The sequence below is a fragment of the Aeromonas sp. QDB25 genome (assembly GCF_027707725.1).
Taxonomy (GTDB): Bacteria; Pseudomonadota; Gammaproteobacteria; order Enterobacterales; family Aeromonadaceae; genus Aeromonas; species Aeromonas caviae.
Genome location: NZ_JAPCIZ010000022.1, coordinates 1 through 14,493 on the forward strand (window position 1 = coordinate 1; position 14,493 = coordinate 14,493).

The following is a 14,493-nucleotide window of genomic DNA, read 5'->3' on the forward strand; positions in this document are numbered from 1 at the left end:
TATAACCATGAGCGGCCCAATATGGCGCTGGGCGGCTACACGCCGAAACAGCGCTTGGCACAGGCCGCATGACCTCTACTTTTGAGTGCTCCAAAAAATGGGGGGATTACCCCAGCACCGCCTGCGGGTTGTAATCCTTGATGATGCCGTAGACCACGGCGATCAGCACGAGCAAGACGAAGACGAGTTCCAATGTGCACTCCTGACAAGATTATCGAGAGGCGCAATCTAGTGGGGGATCTCCCCTTTCCTCTTGATCACCATCAATAAAGATGGAAAAAGCAAACGGTTGTAGATTTTTACTCCAAAAATAAAACTAAAAACGACATTTAACATCACGAAACTGGATCTAGAATGCTCCCCAGGGTATCCCTGACCGACAACCGCCACTTTGTTTGCGTTGGATCAACATCCCGCCGGGGTGAACTGGCCAAGATGCCCGTCGACACAGAGCGACCATTTCGCACCGGAGAGAGTTATGACAAACCAAGCCACCGCAGGCACCCCGACCTGCGACTGCAAGCTGTGGGACATCCTCGTCGAGTCTGCAAAGGAACGCACCACCATTCGTTACTCCAAACTGGCCAGGCAGGCCGGGCTGGAGCAGTGCCAGGATGAACTGCGCACCCTGCTGCAACGCATCCGCATGTATTGCACCGAAAATCACCTGCCCATTCTCTCCGCCATCGTGATGGATGACGTGGGCAAATACGCCGGCCTCTCCTCCAGCCTGCCGGATGCCCCCTGGGAGCGGGCACGGGTCTTCGATCACGAGTGGACCACCCTGCACTGAGTGCCGCCCCCTGAATCCGGAACGCGCCCATACCAGCAGGCGCGTTCTGGTTTTTGGCCCCCACCGTTTCTTCCCCGGCCCCAGGCCAGGTGTGTGTCCCTGTGAGGCGCCCTGCCCCCTGTCGTCCTATCCGGCCAGGCGTGCAGCATAAGGGCCTCCTGCCCCCGGTCTCCCCCTTTGATACCGCAGCGCATCCCGTCCCAGACCAGCGTGTGCTGGCGCGCGGCTCCCTCCCTTCTCCATTCGGCCTGACTGGTAAAACCAGCCCATCCGGCCATGAGCGTTGCCATGGGGGGGCCACAATGCCAGAATCGGGCCCTTGCACGATTTCAGGGCCGCAGGCCCGCAGACAAAGGATCCCCCATGGCCACCACCCTCTATGGCATCAAGAACTGCGAGCTGTTTTTATTGAATAGACCACAAAAAAGCCCAAGGAATGCTTGGGCTTCGAACCATCGATGTCATCACCAATTAGTAACAAACAGATCTCATTGAGAAGGCATAACTTAACGTTTTGTCAACTGCACCACTAGTTTGTACCGCATGTGATTCAAGCAACTACGCAGGTAGTGCTATCAGGGCACCCTATTTTCAACGTAGCATCAGACTGCTTTTCTATATGATGCTTGCTTAGGGTACTACTCGCACTTGATGCCCATAAGTCTAAAGTCCCAAGTCCATATCTTTGGGTACTCATTCGAGTGAGAAACGTAGTATTGGGTCTTATCATCCAGCTCCCTCACTGCGAAAATCTCTGTCTTTTGGCCTTCCTTAGAACTTTCATTACTCCATGTCGCCATACATTTTTTGCCTTCAGAGAGGGACTTTTGTACAGAACTTCCCTCTTCAGAAATCGCAGCAATAGCATTAGAAGTAAGAAAAACACCACACAGAACACATACAATCCCTGATAACTTCACTGTATGAACACTCCCTTATCGATAGATGGCAATGAAAAGATGCGATCAATCAAGATCACATCTCCTCATATCCGAGGTTGCTAGCACCAATACTGGATCAGTTGCACGAATATGCATTCATCGTAACAGTTGCCGAATTACCATTTGCGGTAACGTCAGTACCTGTAATGACAACAGCATTAGCTCCTAGCTTGATAGCCTCATTTGCAGCATTCTGTCTTGCCAATGCAACGTTCTTATCTACCGTCAAGCTGAAAATCTCAGTTCCTGATACTACATCAATGAGCTTGCAGCTCTCTGCCGCTTTAGCATCAATAACTTTTACTGGCAATGATGCTGATGAACTTGATGAACATGCAGTCATTAATGCTACTGAAAATAGAATTGCAATTTTCTTCATTTCAAAATCCATTCTCTGAATCGTGGTTGATATACACCCAGTTAATGAGGGGGTACTCGGTACAAAATCATGCCCAAGCAACTCAAGGTTGACAAGCAATTCTATGGACACTCGACACGCTGATACCCAGCCGCTTTGCCACTGATGCCTTAGCGATGCCCTGCGATAGAAGATGCAGCACCTCATCCCGCTTCTCCATCGCTGTCGGCTTCCGGCCCTTGTAGACCCCTTTGGCCTTAGCCAAGGCGATTCCTTCCGCCTGACGCTCTAGCATGATTTCCCGCTCGAACGTGGCGATGGCCCCGATCATGGTCAGCATTAGCTTACCTGTCGGAGTGGCCGTGTCGATGCCTAGATTCTGGATCTGTAATGTTACCCCTTTGGCGTGTAACTGGTCTGTGATCTCCAGCAAGTGCCGGGTGTTCCGAGCCAGACGATCCAATTTGGTCACCTTTAGCACGTCTCCAGAACGGGCAAATTCGAGCATTGCTTGTAGTTGCGGCCTATCCGTCTTGCTACCGCTGACCTGCTCATGAAAAACTTTTTCACACTCCGCCAGAGCTATCAGTTGCTGCTCCAGCGATTGCCCCGTGGTCGAGACACGGGCATATCCGATGATTGCCATGATGGCCTCCCAATAGGCTCAAGACCCTGCAAGAAAAACGTGTCAAAACTCGAAAACCAACCCGTGTGACAGGGGTTGCCGGAGGGCTTCCGGTCTGTCACACGGGCATGGTCTATTGAGCGTCCGGTTCCTTCGGCGGGGGCGGCGGTGTCTGCATCGAGTTGACGGCCTCCTTAATGAGGACGCCCAAGGCTGCCAGCAGTGCCGCCTCCAACGCTTTCAGTAACGGGTTTCCTTGCTGCTCATTCATACGCCTGCTCCTTGCTGGATGGCTCCCGACAAGGGGCCAGATGTGATGTATTCCATGGGATTCTCCTATGGTGTTGGTCTCATCTGGCTTATACCGGCGTTTGGTCTGAATGTTGTCTGCTCGTTTTCCTTGTGCTGGTGGGGTTTGGGATTGTTTTTGCCGGGCAATCAACCGGGCAAGATCGTTGCAATCTTCTCGAAATCTCTCCTTTGGGTGGCTGGTAAGCTCCCCCCTCGGTGCAGTAAATAGATAAGAGTCAGAGTAACTAAACGGGTATATATATCGGGCTGGAACAGCTGGAACACCAGACACATACCGCCGAAAAGCCCATGAACACGCTGTCGGATGTGTCTATGAGACTCAAATCGACCAGACACATCACCCCGAAATGTGTCGATTGGCAGTCACTCGCGGCGGGGTCAGACGGTGATAGGCCAGATTGCCGCTATGCCTCTGACTCAACCGCCAGCCAAGCCGCTCTGCAATCGCTTTAAGGTCTCGTCCCGGCTGAGCTGGATATCGCAGATACCCGGCAGGATCACAGGTATAAGCACTCTGGGCAGACTCTCGCGTGATATCAAGATGTCGGCCATCGCCCGGCTCTGCCATTGCTCCCAGCAGCCCTTGCAGGTACTCCTCAACGCTTAGGATGCGTCCCTGAGTCCGGCAGATAGTGACCCACAGCTCTTGCTCCTCATGGCGTATCCTGAGCGGTCTGAGGCCAGTCTGCTGCTCGATGTAGGCATCACGCTGGTGGTCTGCTTGGCGGTTCGCTGGCTCCAGATGATAGGCTTCATCAAACTCCAGCAAGTACGCCTCCTGCCGAATAGGTTTGTCAAAATACTTTCCGTCTGGGTCGAACCACTGCAAATCGACTCGGAAATCTATTCGGTAAGGGTCGCAGCCAAACTGCGGGATCACCTCCATTCGCAAACCCGGTTGCTGCATTTGAAAGTAAGTAACCAGCGGGGCCAAGTATTCCACATAAAATGCAGCCTCATGGCGACTTTGCCTTTCATCGTGTGGTAACTCCAGCCCGGTAAGCTGCTCGATCTCCGCTATTAGCCTCAGGTTTAAGTGAGAGCTAGAGCCATAGGTCAATACAGCCAACGCTTGTAAGGGAGTCCACGTCCCCAATCCATTATCCGGTTCGGGAACCTCCGGCAAGTCGAGCCCCTGCACCTGCCGGATGTTGGAGATTGCCCGCTTGACGTACTGACTGAATCGTCGAGTGCTTCGCTGACTGAATCCAGGAATCTGCGATAGCAATACTCTTGGGTCGATGATTCCCTGTGAAGGGTGTCCGATAAAAATACCTGTCACGTCCAACGTAACTCCCTGCGGCACCTTTACTTCGACTCTTCTGAGCTCAAGTCCTCGAAATCATCGTCAAATTCTGAGTCAGACTCCTTCTGAAAAGACTCGTACTCATCGATCTCGTCCTTCACCCAGTTGGCGTCAATGTAGGGAGCTTCGGCGATTGTCTTTATCAGAGTCATGCCATCTCGGTCACGAACGGTACTGCCCACGAGCTTGGGTTCAAACGCCTGCTCAAGCATGAACTCACCATCAATGTCTTTGAAAACTGCGGCAAGGTCATAGCCGTCATAGCTGAATTGGATCTCTCTCAGTACAGCTTTTAACTGGCCGTTAAATCTCTGGCGTTGATCGGTGCTGTCCAAGTCCTCCGAACTAAGGTTCTGGGAGAGTGTTTTCTCGGACAACTCACGGCTCATCAGCTCATTTTCCAGCTGGCTGATTTGCTCTTCCAAGGCTTGGCAGTTAGCTTTGCACTGTATGAATAATTCTCGGAAATCAGCATCATTGTCGTTATCCAGCATGGATTGAGCTGCTTTTTTTCTCCTCTTGACTTCCAATTCGAGCTCTCTTCGCAGTGTCGCCAGCTCATCCTTGAGAGCCATCATCTTCTCAGTCGTAGTCTTTCGTTGCTCCATAACCACAGCTAGCAGGCTGACAGCCTGTAATAGCTGTGGTTCAACCTTGCTATAGAGCAGATGCGGCATTGAGCAGCCATGTGTATTGTGCTTGGGGCACATAAGATAATATCGTGGGCTTCCCGCTCGGCCCTTGTTGCCATAGCGTAGGGATTCACCGCACTGACAGCGAAGCACCCCGCTAAAAAGGTTGCTATAGGTGCCTTTGCGATAGGAACCACTATGTTTGCTTCGCTTGCCGATTAGGTGCTGCACTTCTTCAAACACGGCAGGGGATACAATCGTTGGGTAATACCCCAAAATTGGCTCACCATCAGGCACCCGCTCACCATTTTCGATGACATGCGGCTGAAATTCGCCGATCACAGCTCGACTCTTAATGACGGCCTGAATCCCTGCCGGACGCCAATCAGCCTCTTTGCCAAACGTCTTGTAGCCCTTCTCCAAAAAAACCTTAGCTATCTGCTCGTAACCGCAGCCTGATTGAGCCATCTCAAACATCTCGCACACAATAGCGGTTCGCTCAGGAATCGGAACTATTCGTTCCCCTTCCCTCGTTAACCATGAAGGCAAGCGGGCGTTCTTCATCACCTTCTTACTCTCTCTCGCAGCCTTACGCCCATTTGACCATGCTGCACGACTCCGAAGGCTCTTCATCTCAGACTCATCATTTGCTCGGGCCATGTATACGATCGAGATAATCAGTTTTGCGAAATCAAAGTTTTTACCATCATCGGTCACGCGAAAAATCTCACCATCGGAGAGTGTGACGATCACGATCCCCGCATTGAGGATTTCAATGAACTGGGACAATGCTTTCAGAATCGTCTGTCGGCTCAACCGATCCATAGACTCCACTAGCAAGTAAGAACCTTTCTCAATTGCCCCTCCCTTCACCGCCTCAATGAAACGCCCTAACGCCCCATCGATCCTGTTGCTGCCACGGAATGCACTCACACCGAAATCTTCAATCGCCTTCTCATCGAGTTGAAGGTTGTGCTCGGTACAATAATCGATGGCCTGCTGGATCTGGCGACGGTAGCTATCCCCTTGGGCCTGCTTGGTGGTGCTGAAACGAATGTAAGAGTAAGCCTTCGGTGGACGGCTCATAACGACTCCTTGGCAATTGGCTCAAACCGAAGACGGATGAGCGGGATGGGTAACTAAGATGAGGTGAGATTATCAGCGATGCGGCTCTTTACACAATACAGATCAAAGGTTATTTTTGCCGAAATCAGCAAGTTCCATAAAACCAGCTACCAGCAGCATGTCAGTCCAAGTCGCTTGCGTTTCCCTGTATGGTGATCGCCTGTATGCTACTGCCCATCGAACGGAACCACGGTGAACCCCATGGAAAACAAGACCGAATGCAAAGTTGTGCTCTACGGCATTTCCCCTAAAAACTGCGACACCATCAAGAAGGCCCGCAAGTGGCTGGAGGAGGCGGGTATCGATTACCGCTTTCACGATCACCGCGCCGACGGTCTGAGCCCGGAGCAGCTCGATCTCTGGCTCGCCAAGCTGGGCTGGGAAGCCCTGCTCAACACCCGTGGCACCACCTTCCGCGCCCTGCCGGAAGCAGAAAAACAGGGGCTCGACACCGCCAAGGCCCGTGACCTGCTGCTGGCCCACCCGGCCATGATCAAGCGCCCGCTGCTGGACCAGGACGGCACCCTGACCCTGGGCTTCAAGGCAGACCTCTATCAATCCCTCTTCTCCCGTTAACTTTTTCTGTTAAGGAACACCGATGTCGGACGTCATCACACTGGCCAAGGATCTGATCAGCCGCCCCTCCGTGACCCCCCTGGATGAAGGGTGCCAGACCCTGATGGCGGAGCGCCTCGCGCGCCTGGGGTTCGTCATCGAACCCATGGTCTTCGAGGACACCACCAACCTCTGGGCACGCCGTAGCAGCGAGGGTCCCCTCTTCTGCTTCGCCGGCCACACCGACGTGGTACCCGCCGGCCCCCTGGAGAAGTGGGACACCCCGCCATTCGAGCCGACCATCAAGGACGGCATGCTCCATGGCCGGGGCGCCGCCGACATGAAGGGGTCTCTGGCCGCCATGGTGGTGGCGACCGAGCGCTTCGTGGCCGAGCACCCGGACCACAAGGGCTCCATCGCGTTTCTCATCACCTCGGATGAAGAGGGGCCCTTCATCAACGGCACGGTGCGCGTCATCGACACCCTGGAGGCACGCAACGAGAAGATCCGCTGGTGCATCGTCGGCGAACCCTCCTCCACCGCCCAGGTCGGGGACGTGGTGAAGAACGGCCGTCGCGGCTCCATCACCGGTGATCTGCTGGTGCGCGGGGTGCAGGGCCACGTCGCCTACCCCCATCTGGCGGACAACCCTATCCACAAGGCGGCCCCGGCGCTGGCGGAGCTCGCCGCCATCGAGTGGGACAAGGGCAACGCCTACTTCCCCCCCACCAGCTTCCAGATCGCCAACATCCAGGGCGGCACCGGCGCCTCCAACGTCATTCCGGGGGAGTTGCAGGTCCAGTTCAACTTCCGCTTCAGCACCGAGCTCACCGATGCGGCTATCCGCGAGCGGGTCGAGGCGCTGCTGACCCGTCACGGCCTGGACTTCGAGCTGAAGTGGACCCTCTCCGGCCAGCCCTTCCTGACGGACACCGGCGCCCTGCTGGAAGCCACCGTCGCCGCCGTGGCGGCAGTGAACGGCCAGCAGCCGGCCCTGCTCACCACGGGGGGCACGTCCGATGGGCGCTTCATCGCTCCCACCGGGGCGGAAGTCATCGAGCTCGGCCCGGTCAACGCCACCATCCACAAGGTGAACGAGTGCGTGAAGGCGGACGATCTGGATCTGCTGGCGGACATGTACCAAGGGGTGCTGGCACGACTGCTGGCATGAGCGGCGCTCCGGACAAGAGAGACCAGACCATGAATCAGGATCAACTGCTTGGGCTGGATGAGAGCCACCTCATCCTGGTGGGGCGCGGCCCCCATCGTCTGACCGCCGCCACCGCGGCGGCCTTCAACGACATGCAGGTGGCTGCCGCCCATGCCGGTTTCAACCTGCAGGCGGCCTCCAGCTGGCGCGGCTTCGAGCGCCAGCTCGCCATCTGGAACGGCAAATGGCGCGGGGAGCGCCCTCTGCTGGATGCGAACAACCAGCCCCTCGATGCCCTGCAACTGGGCGAGACCGAGCGACTGCACGCCATCCTGCACTGGAGTGCCCTGCCCGGCACCAGCCGCCATCACTGGGGCACGGATCTCGACATCTACGATCCGGACTGCCTGCCCGCCGGCACCCGGCTCGCGCTGGAACCCTGGGAGTACGAGGCGGGCGGCTGGTTTGCCGATTTGCGCGAGTGGCTGGACGATCACATGAACGACTTCGGCTTCTTCCTGCCCTATGCAAAAGGGGAGCAACCGGATCAGGGGGTGGCCTACGAGCCCTGGCACCTGAGCTTCGCGCCCGAATCCGACGGGCTGGCCCTGGATCCGGCGGCGCTGGCGCTTTGTCTGGAACGGGCGGATATTGAAGGCAAGGAGTGCATCCTGGCTCATCTCGACGAGATCCTGGCCCGCTATGTCACCCCGGCACACCACGAAAGGAGATTCTGATGAGCTTGTGGTTATGGATAGGCTTGCCGCTGCTGTTTTTGCTCGGCCTGTTTCTCAACGCCATCAAGGACATGAAGCAGCTCGAGAAACAGCTGCCCAAGTACAAGGACAAGATCCGGGAGGTCAAGGACGACGAGGACGACTGACCCTCCTCGCAGGAGCCCCTCGGCGCTCCTGCCCCCTTCCCGACCACGGCATTTTTCCGCCCTCTGCCGCCCCCTGAGCCGGCCCTGAAAGCCCCATCCACTGCCCCCTTTCCCTTCGCTTTCCCGCGCGGTCACTTCGCCTTCGCCCTGCTTGAAAACTGCGCAACAAACGTAAAAAACTGCAAAACAATGCACAATTAAGCCACACAAAGGGGGTCAATCTGCATATAATGTGCCTGTTTTGCAGCCCGCCATAAGGAGTTCGCCATTGGATGCCACCACCGTCAACAGTTTCTTCTTCATCGGTGCCCTGTTGGTGGGCGCCAGTGTCCTGTTGAGCGCGCTCTCCTCCAGAGTCGGCATCCCCATCCTGGTCATCTTCCTCGCCGTCGGCATGCTGGCGGGTGAGGATGGTCCCGGCGGCATCCACTTCGCCGACTACTCGGTCGCCTACCTGGTGGGCAACCTGGCACTGGCCATCATTCTGCTGGACGGCGGCATGCGCACCCGGGTCTCCTCCTTTCGGGTCGCGCTCTGGCCCGCGCTCTCGCTGGCCACGGTCGGGGTGGCCATCACCACCGGCCTCACGGGCCTCGCCGCCGCCTGGCTGTTCGACCTCAACCTGATGCAGGGGATGCTCATCGGTGCCATCGTCGGCTCCACCGATGCGGCGGCGGTCTTCTCCCTGCTCGGCGGGCGCAGCCTCAACGAGCGGGTCAGCGCCACCCTGGAGATAGAGTCGGGCAGCAACGACCCCATGGCGGTCTTTCTCACCGTCACCCTGATCGAGGTGCTGGCCACCGCCCAGCAGGGGCTGGATGCTGGCTTCCTGCTGTTGCAACTCGTCAAGCAGTTCGGGCTGGGCGCTGGCATCGGCCTTGCCGGGGGCTGGCTGCTGTGGAAGCTCATCAACAGTGCCAAGCTCGCCCCCGGTCTCTACCCCCTGCTCACGGTGAGCGGCGGCCTGCTCATCTTCGCCCTCACCACGGCGGTGGGGGGCAGCGGCATCCTGGCCATCTACCTCACCGGCCTGCTGCTCGGCAACCTCTCCCTGCGCAGCCGCAGCACCACCCTCTCCGTGCTGGACGGCCTGACCTGGCTCAGCCAGATCGGCATGTTCCTGGTGCTGGGGCTGCTCGCCTCGCCGCACAAGCTGCTGCCCATCGCCCTGCCGGCGCTGGCCCTGGCCATGTGGATGATCCTGTTTGCCCGTCCGGTGTCGGTCTGGATTGGCCTGCTGCCGTTCAAGAACTTCGCGCCCCGCGAGCGCTGGTTCATCTCCTGGGTGGGGCTGCGCGGCGCCGTGCCCATCATCCTGGCGGTCTTCCCCATGATGGCGGGGCTGCCCAATGCCCAGCTCTACTTCAATGTCGCCTTCTTCGTGGTGCTGGTTTCGCTCATCCTGCAGGGCAGCTCGCTGCCGCTGGCATCAAAGCTGGCGCGAGTGGAGGTGCCCGCCCCGCCCTCTCCCATCAACCGCTCTGGGCTGGAAATCGATCTCGACAGCCAGTGGGAGACCTTCGTCTATCGCCTGAGCGCCGAGAAGTGGTGCATCGGTTCGCCCTTGCGGGAGCTGCGCATGCCCCAGGGCACCCGCATCTGCGCCCTGTTCCGCGGCCAGGAGCTGCTCCATCCCTCGGGCAGTACCTGCCTGCAATCCGATGACATCCTGTGCGTCATCGGCCACGAGCACGACCTGCCCGCCCTCGGTCAGCTCTTCAGCCAGGCGCCGGAGCAGGATCTGGGCCCGCGCTTCTTCGGTGACTTCCTGCTGGAGGCCAACGCCAGGCTGGTGGATCTCGCCCCGCTCTACGGGCTGGATGTGAGCGAGGTGGCGGATCAGAGCCTCGGCGATTTTATTGCCCATCAGTTGGGCGATAATCTGGTGGTCGGTGACCATGTCGCCTGGCAGGGACTGCTCTGGACGGTGGCGGAAATGGAAGAGGGTGAACCCCGCAAGATAGGGGTGCGCTTCCTGGAAGAAGACCCCGTCTAGGCGCCGGCCATCGTAGCCCGCATTTGTGTGAGAAGGGAGTGAACCATGCCTTATCAAACCCTGTTGTCCGGTCTGTATCCTCCCTCGCCCAAGCTGGGCCTCATCGAGGGTTTCTTTGGCAAGGGCTGGAGCTGGGAAGCCCGTGCCCGCTACGCCCAGTGGCTGCCCCGCCACGGCTATGGCTTCTACCTCTACGCCCCCAAGGAAGACGGCTACCTGCGCAAGCACTGGGCCACACCCTGGCCCGCCGACCAGCTTGAAGCCCTGTGCCAGCTCGCCCGCCAGTGCCGGGAGAGCGGTCTGGCCTTCGGGGTGGGCCTGAGCCCCATGGGAGCCCATCACGACTATGCCCGCCAGCGACCCGCCCTGCTGGAGAAGGTGAGGCTCATCGAGGAGGCGCTCAAGCCCGATATCCTGGCGATCCTGTTTGACGACATGAAGGGGGACACCCCGGATCTCGCCCACTGGCAGCTCACCATCGCCCACGACATCGCGGCCCACACCGACGCAGGCCGCCTGCTGTTCTGCCCCAGCTACTACAGCACGGATCCCGTGCTGGAGAAGGTGTTCGGTGCCATGCCCCCCCACTATCTGCAGGATCTGGGTCAGGGGCTCGACAAGCGCATCGATGTCTTCTGGACCGGCCCCAAAGTCTGCTCCACCGAGTATCCGGCTGCCCACCTCAAACAGGCCGCCGACTGGCTCCATCGCAAGCCCTTCCTGTGGGACAACTATCCGGTCAATGACGGCAGCAAGGCGAGCAGCTTCCTGCACCTGCGCGCCTTCGAAAACCGTCCGGCAGAGCTGGCGGATCTCGTGAGCGGCCATGCGGTCAATCCCATGAAGCAGGCGGCCCTCTCGGCCCTGCCGCTCGCCACCCTGCCCATGAGCTACAAGCTCGGCAAGCAGTACGATCCTGACAAGGCGCTGCACGCCTCTCTCAACGCCACCTGCGGGCCGCAGATCTCCGCCATGATCCAGGCCGACCTGCCGCTCTTCCAGGACATCGGTCTGGCCCAGCTCACCCCCGAGCAGGTCATCCACCTCAAGAGCCGCTACCTGCCGTTCCAGGATCAGGCCTGCGTGAACGAGATCCTGCGCTGGCTGGCCGGGGAATACGTGTTCGATCCGGACTGCCTGACCGACTGACCCCATGAGTCCATGAAAAACGGGCCCATGTAAAAGGCCACCTCCCGGGCAGGGAGGTGGCCTTTTTGCATGATCTCTCTTCAGGTGCCCCATGGCGTCACATAGGGCGGCAGATGGAGCGGGTGTTTAGCCGAAGGCCAGCCAGACCCCGACAAACAGCATGAGAGAGCCCGCGATCCGGTTCATCAGAGTGACATTCCCGCTCTTGGCGAGGAAATGGCGCAAGGTGCGGCCACCGCTGGCATAGAGCATCAGGCAGGAGAACTCGATGACCAGGATGAGCGCGACCAGGGCCCCTATCTGGGGTGCCATCGGCTTGGCCGCATTGATGAAGGGGGGCAGCAGGGAGACCATGAAGGCCCACCCCTTAGGGTTGGCGATGGCGGTCACGAACCCCTGCACGGCCAGCCCCATGGAGCTGGTCTGCTGGCCCGCCGAGAGATCCGCCGGGATGGCCATCTTGCCCTTGGCCTGCCACATCTGGATGCCAAGCCAGACCAGGTAGGCGCCACCTACATATTTGAATGCTGAGAACAGGGCCGGGTAGTTGAGCATGACTGCCGCCACCCCGACCACCGACAGCACGGAGACCAGGCCGACGCCGACAAGCTCCCCCCACATCATGGGCAGGGTACGGCGCACCCCCAGACTCATGCCCAGGGTCATCGCCAGGGTCATGCACATACCGGGGGTTACTGAGACAAAAAAGAACGTGGGAATAAAGAGCGCCAAGATGGCGGGATCAATCCAGTCGGACACACTACACCTCCAGGGTAACAAGCAGACGATCTTGCCTATCACACTCTTTTAACACAAGAAAAACCTTTTCATTCAGCAAGAATTCAGCATTAAAAACCCTGTGACAAGGATTGTCGCGTCTGTGTAAGATACCGCCTCACTCCTCTTTCGGGTTAGGATCTTTCATGTCATTGAATAATCTGTCCATTCGTCTTCAAGTGCTTATCCCTCTCCTGCTCGCCAGCCTGTTGATGCTGCTGATGGCCGTGATCAGCAAACAGGAAATCGACGGTGCCATTCAGGACATGAATGAAACCACCGCCAGCGTCACCCGCCACAAGGACGACATTGCGGCCCTGATCCACGCCACCTACCGGCTGCGCACCAACGCCATCTACGGCCTCTACGATGAGGCCCTCTTCGCCCAGTTGCCGGCCCAGCTCTCCGCCGCCGAACAGGAGATTGGCGCCATCCTGACCAGACTGGTTGTCACCGGTGCCGAGCAGGACAACCGTCAGGTCGCGGCCGCCCTGCAGGCCTACCTCGGCCATACCCGCAGCAGCATGCTGCCCCTGCTGACCGCCAAGTACCAAGGCAGTGGCGATCCCGCCGCCTATGAGCAGGCCCGCCTGCACTTTCGCGATCTGGGGGAGGCGCTCATCAAGCAGATCGATGCCATGTCCGTCCACATCAATCAGCTGACCCAGACTGAGATTGCCGAGGAGCAGGCCCACGACCGCGCGACCCTGCTGCGCACCCTGCTGCTGATGGGGGGCACCCTGATCGCGGCCCTGCTGGGTGGCTGGTGGATCTCCGGGCGCATCGTGCAGCCCATCGGCCAGTTGCAGGAGGTGATGCACGCCGTCGCCCTCGGCCGCTTCAACGTGCGTGCCAATGCCGAAGGCAACAACGAGCTGGGCCAGCTCGCCAGGGATATCAACCGGACCCTGAGCCAGCTTGCCAACACCATCCAGACCCTGACCGGCATCAGCGGCAATGTGGCCTCCGCCGCCACCGAGCTTGCCGCTGTGATGACCCAGGCAGAGGTCAACGCCCAGCAGCAGCGGGGTGAGACCGAACAGGTGGCCTCCGCCGTCACCGAGCTGGCCAGCACCGCCGACAACGTCAACCACAACGCCGCCCTGGCCGACGAGCTGGCCCGGGATGCCAACAGTCGGGTCGAGCAGGGGCTGGCCCTGTTTGCCGAAAGCATCGAGGCCAACGGCCGCATGGCGGGCAGTCTGGAGAACGCCGCGACTGTGGTGGCCAGGCTCAAGTCCCAGTCCGAGCAGATCGGCAAGGTGATCGAAGTCATTCAGAGCATTTCGGAGCAGACCAACCTGCTGGCCCTCAACGCCGCCATCGAGGCGGCCCGCGCCGGTGAAAGCGGCCGCGGCTTTGCGGTGGTGGCCGACGAAGTGCGCCTGCTGGCTGCCCGTACCCAGGACTCCACCAAGGAGATCCAGGCCATCATCGAGCAGTTGCAGAGCCAGTCCCTCTCCGCCAACAGCGGCGTGCAGCAGACCCTGGAGATCCTCGGCCACAACCGGCAGCTCTCCGCCGAGGTACAGGCCTTGCTGGGGGGCATCACTGACGCGGTCAACCAGATCAACGGTGCCAACGCCCAGGTGGCGACCGCGGCAGAACAACAATCCTGCGTCACCGCCGACATCAGCCGCAACCTCACCAACATCCACGAGATCGTGAACCAGAACGCTGCCGGCATCAGCCAGAGTGCCGCCGCCAGTCACGAACTGTCACAGCTCGCCGAGCAGCAGCGCAGGCAGCTCGCCCAGTTCCAGCTCTGATACTGCGAGGATCTCTTCGATACCGCGGGGCCCGGCGCTGGCCCCGCACTTGCCCCTCCCCTTCACGCCTCCTGTTTAAAACGGGTTTTTGCCATCAAGGTGTCATTGGGGGCTGGGCTGCA

The 14,493-nt window shown here is 58.9% G+C and carries 14 protein-coding genes; 8 read left to right on the forward strand and 6 right to left on the reverse strand.

Annotated elements, in window-relative coordinates:
* The first annotated feature begins 478 nt into the window (after positions 1–478).
* Complete coding sequence (locus PG883_RS09925) at positions 479–793, forward strand: hypothetical protein (RefSeq protein ID WP_010674057.1); 315 nt, start codon at positions 479–481, stop codon at positions 791–793.
* 1,017 nt (positions 794–1,810) lie between these two features.
* On the opposite strand, the gene PG883_RS09930 is transcribed toward PG883_RS09925, so the two are convergent.
* From PG883_RS09930 to PG883_RS09950, 5 genes are all read right to left on the reverse strand, one after another.
* Complete coding sequence (locus PG883_RS09930; RefSeq protein WP_146054088.1) at positions 1,811–2,113, reverse strand: DUF4156 domain-containing protein; 303 nt, start codon at positions 2,111–2,113, stop codon at positions 1,811–1,813.
* A gap of 82 nt (positions 2,114–2,195) precedes the next feature.
* Positions 2,196–2,738, reverse strand: a complete 543-nt coding sequence (locus PG883_RS09935) for a recombinase family protein (protein WP_270807165.1) — start codon at positions 2,736–2,738, stop codon at positions 2,196–2,198.
* 112 nt (positions 2,739–2,850) lie between these two features.
* Positions 2,851–2,988 carry a hypothetical protein gene (locus PG883_RS09940; RefSeq protein ID WP_010674054.1) on the reverse strand — a complete coding sequence of 46 codons (138 nt, stop codon included), beginning with the start codon at positions 2,986–2,988 and terminating at the stop codon, positions 2,851–2,853.
* A gap of 378 nt (positions 2,989–3,366) precedes the next feature.
* Entirely contained in the window at positions 3,367–4,317 is a 951-nt protein-coding gene (locus tag PG883_RS09945; protein ID WP_270807166.1) for a hypothetical protein, read from the reverse strand.
* A 20-nt stretch (positions 4,318–4,337) separates the two neighbouring features.
* Complete coding sequence (locus PG883_RS09950; protein ID WP_270807167.1) at positions 4,338–6,053, reverse strand: recombinase family protein; 1,716 nt, start codon at positions 6,051–6,053, stop codon at positions 4,338–4,340.
* Positions 6,054–6,293: 240 nt separating this feature from the next.
* Between PG883_RS09950 and PG883_RS09955 the strand changes: the two genes are divergently transcribed.
* From PG883_RS09955 to PG883_RS09980, 6 genes are all read left to right on the forward strand, one after another.
* On the forward strand, positions 6,294–6,668 hold the full coding sequence (locus tag PG883_RS09955) for an ArsC family reductase (protein WP_053288949.1): 375 nt from the start codon (positions 6,294–6,296) through the stop codon (positions 6,666–6,668).
* A gap of 22 nt (positions 6,669–6,690) precedes the next feature.
* On the forward strand, positions 6,691–7,818 hold the full coding sequence (dapE, locus tag PG883_RS09960) for a succinyl-diaminopimelate desuccinylase (protein WP_113977938.1): 1,128 nt from the start codon (positions 6,691–6,693) through the stop codon (positions 7,816–7,818).
* Between the two features lie 29 nt (positions 7,819–7,847).
* Positions 7,848–8,534 (forward strand): M15 family metallopeptidase, encoded by a 687-nt coding sequence (locus tag PG883_RS09965; RefSeq protein ID WP_039039936.1) that lies wholly within the window; start codon positions 7,848–7,850, stop codon positions 8,532–8,534.
* Positions 8,534–8,680: a hypothetical protein gene (locus tag PG883_RS09970; protein ID WP_010674048.1), complete on the forward strand. Its 147-nt coding sequence runs from the start codon at positions 8,534–8,536 to the stop codon at positions 8,678–8,680. Before PG883_RS09965 ends, PG883_RS09970 begins: the two co-directional genes overlap by 1 nt.
* Before the next feature lie 268 nt (positions 8,681–8,948).
* The gene (locus PG883_RS09975; protein ID WP_010674047.1) at positions 8,949–10,676 is read left to right on the forward strand and encodes a potassium/proton antiporter; all 1,728 of its coding nucleotides are present in this window, start codon (positions 8,949–8,951) and stop codon (positions 10,674–10,676) included.
* Positions 10,677–10,721: 45 nt separating this feature from the next.
* The gene (locus tag PG883_RS09980) at positions 10,722–11,825 is read left to right on the forward strand and encodes a beta-N-acetylglucosaminidase domain-containing protein (protein ID WP_270807168.1); all 1,104 of its coding nucleotides are present in this window, start codon (positions 10,722–10,724) and stop codon (positions 11,823–11,825) included.
* 126 nt (positions 11,826–11,951) lie between these two features.
* On the opposite strand, the gene PG883_RS09985 is transcribed toward PG883_RS09980, so the two are convergent.
* A complete protein-coding gene (locus PG883_RS09985; RefSeq protein WP_113977937.1) occupies positions 11,952–12,584 on the reverse strand; it encodes a LysE family translocator in 633 nt (210 codons plus the stop codon).
* 164 nt (positions 12,585–12,748) lie between these two features.
* Here PG883_RS09985 and PG883_RS09990 point away from each other — a divergent pair, with 164 nt between their 5' ends.
* Positions 12,749–14,371: a methyl-accepting chemotaxis protein gene (locus PG883_RS09990; RefSeq protein ID WP_109112419.1), complete on the forward strand. Its 1,623-nt coding sequence runs from the start codon at positions 12,749–12,751 to the stop codon at positions 14,369–14,371.
* Positions 14,372–14,493: the final 122 nt, after the last annotated feature.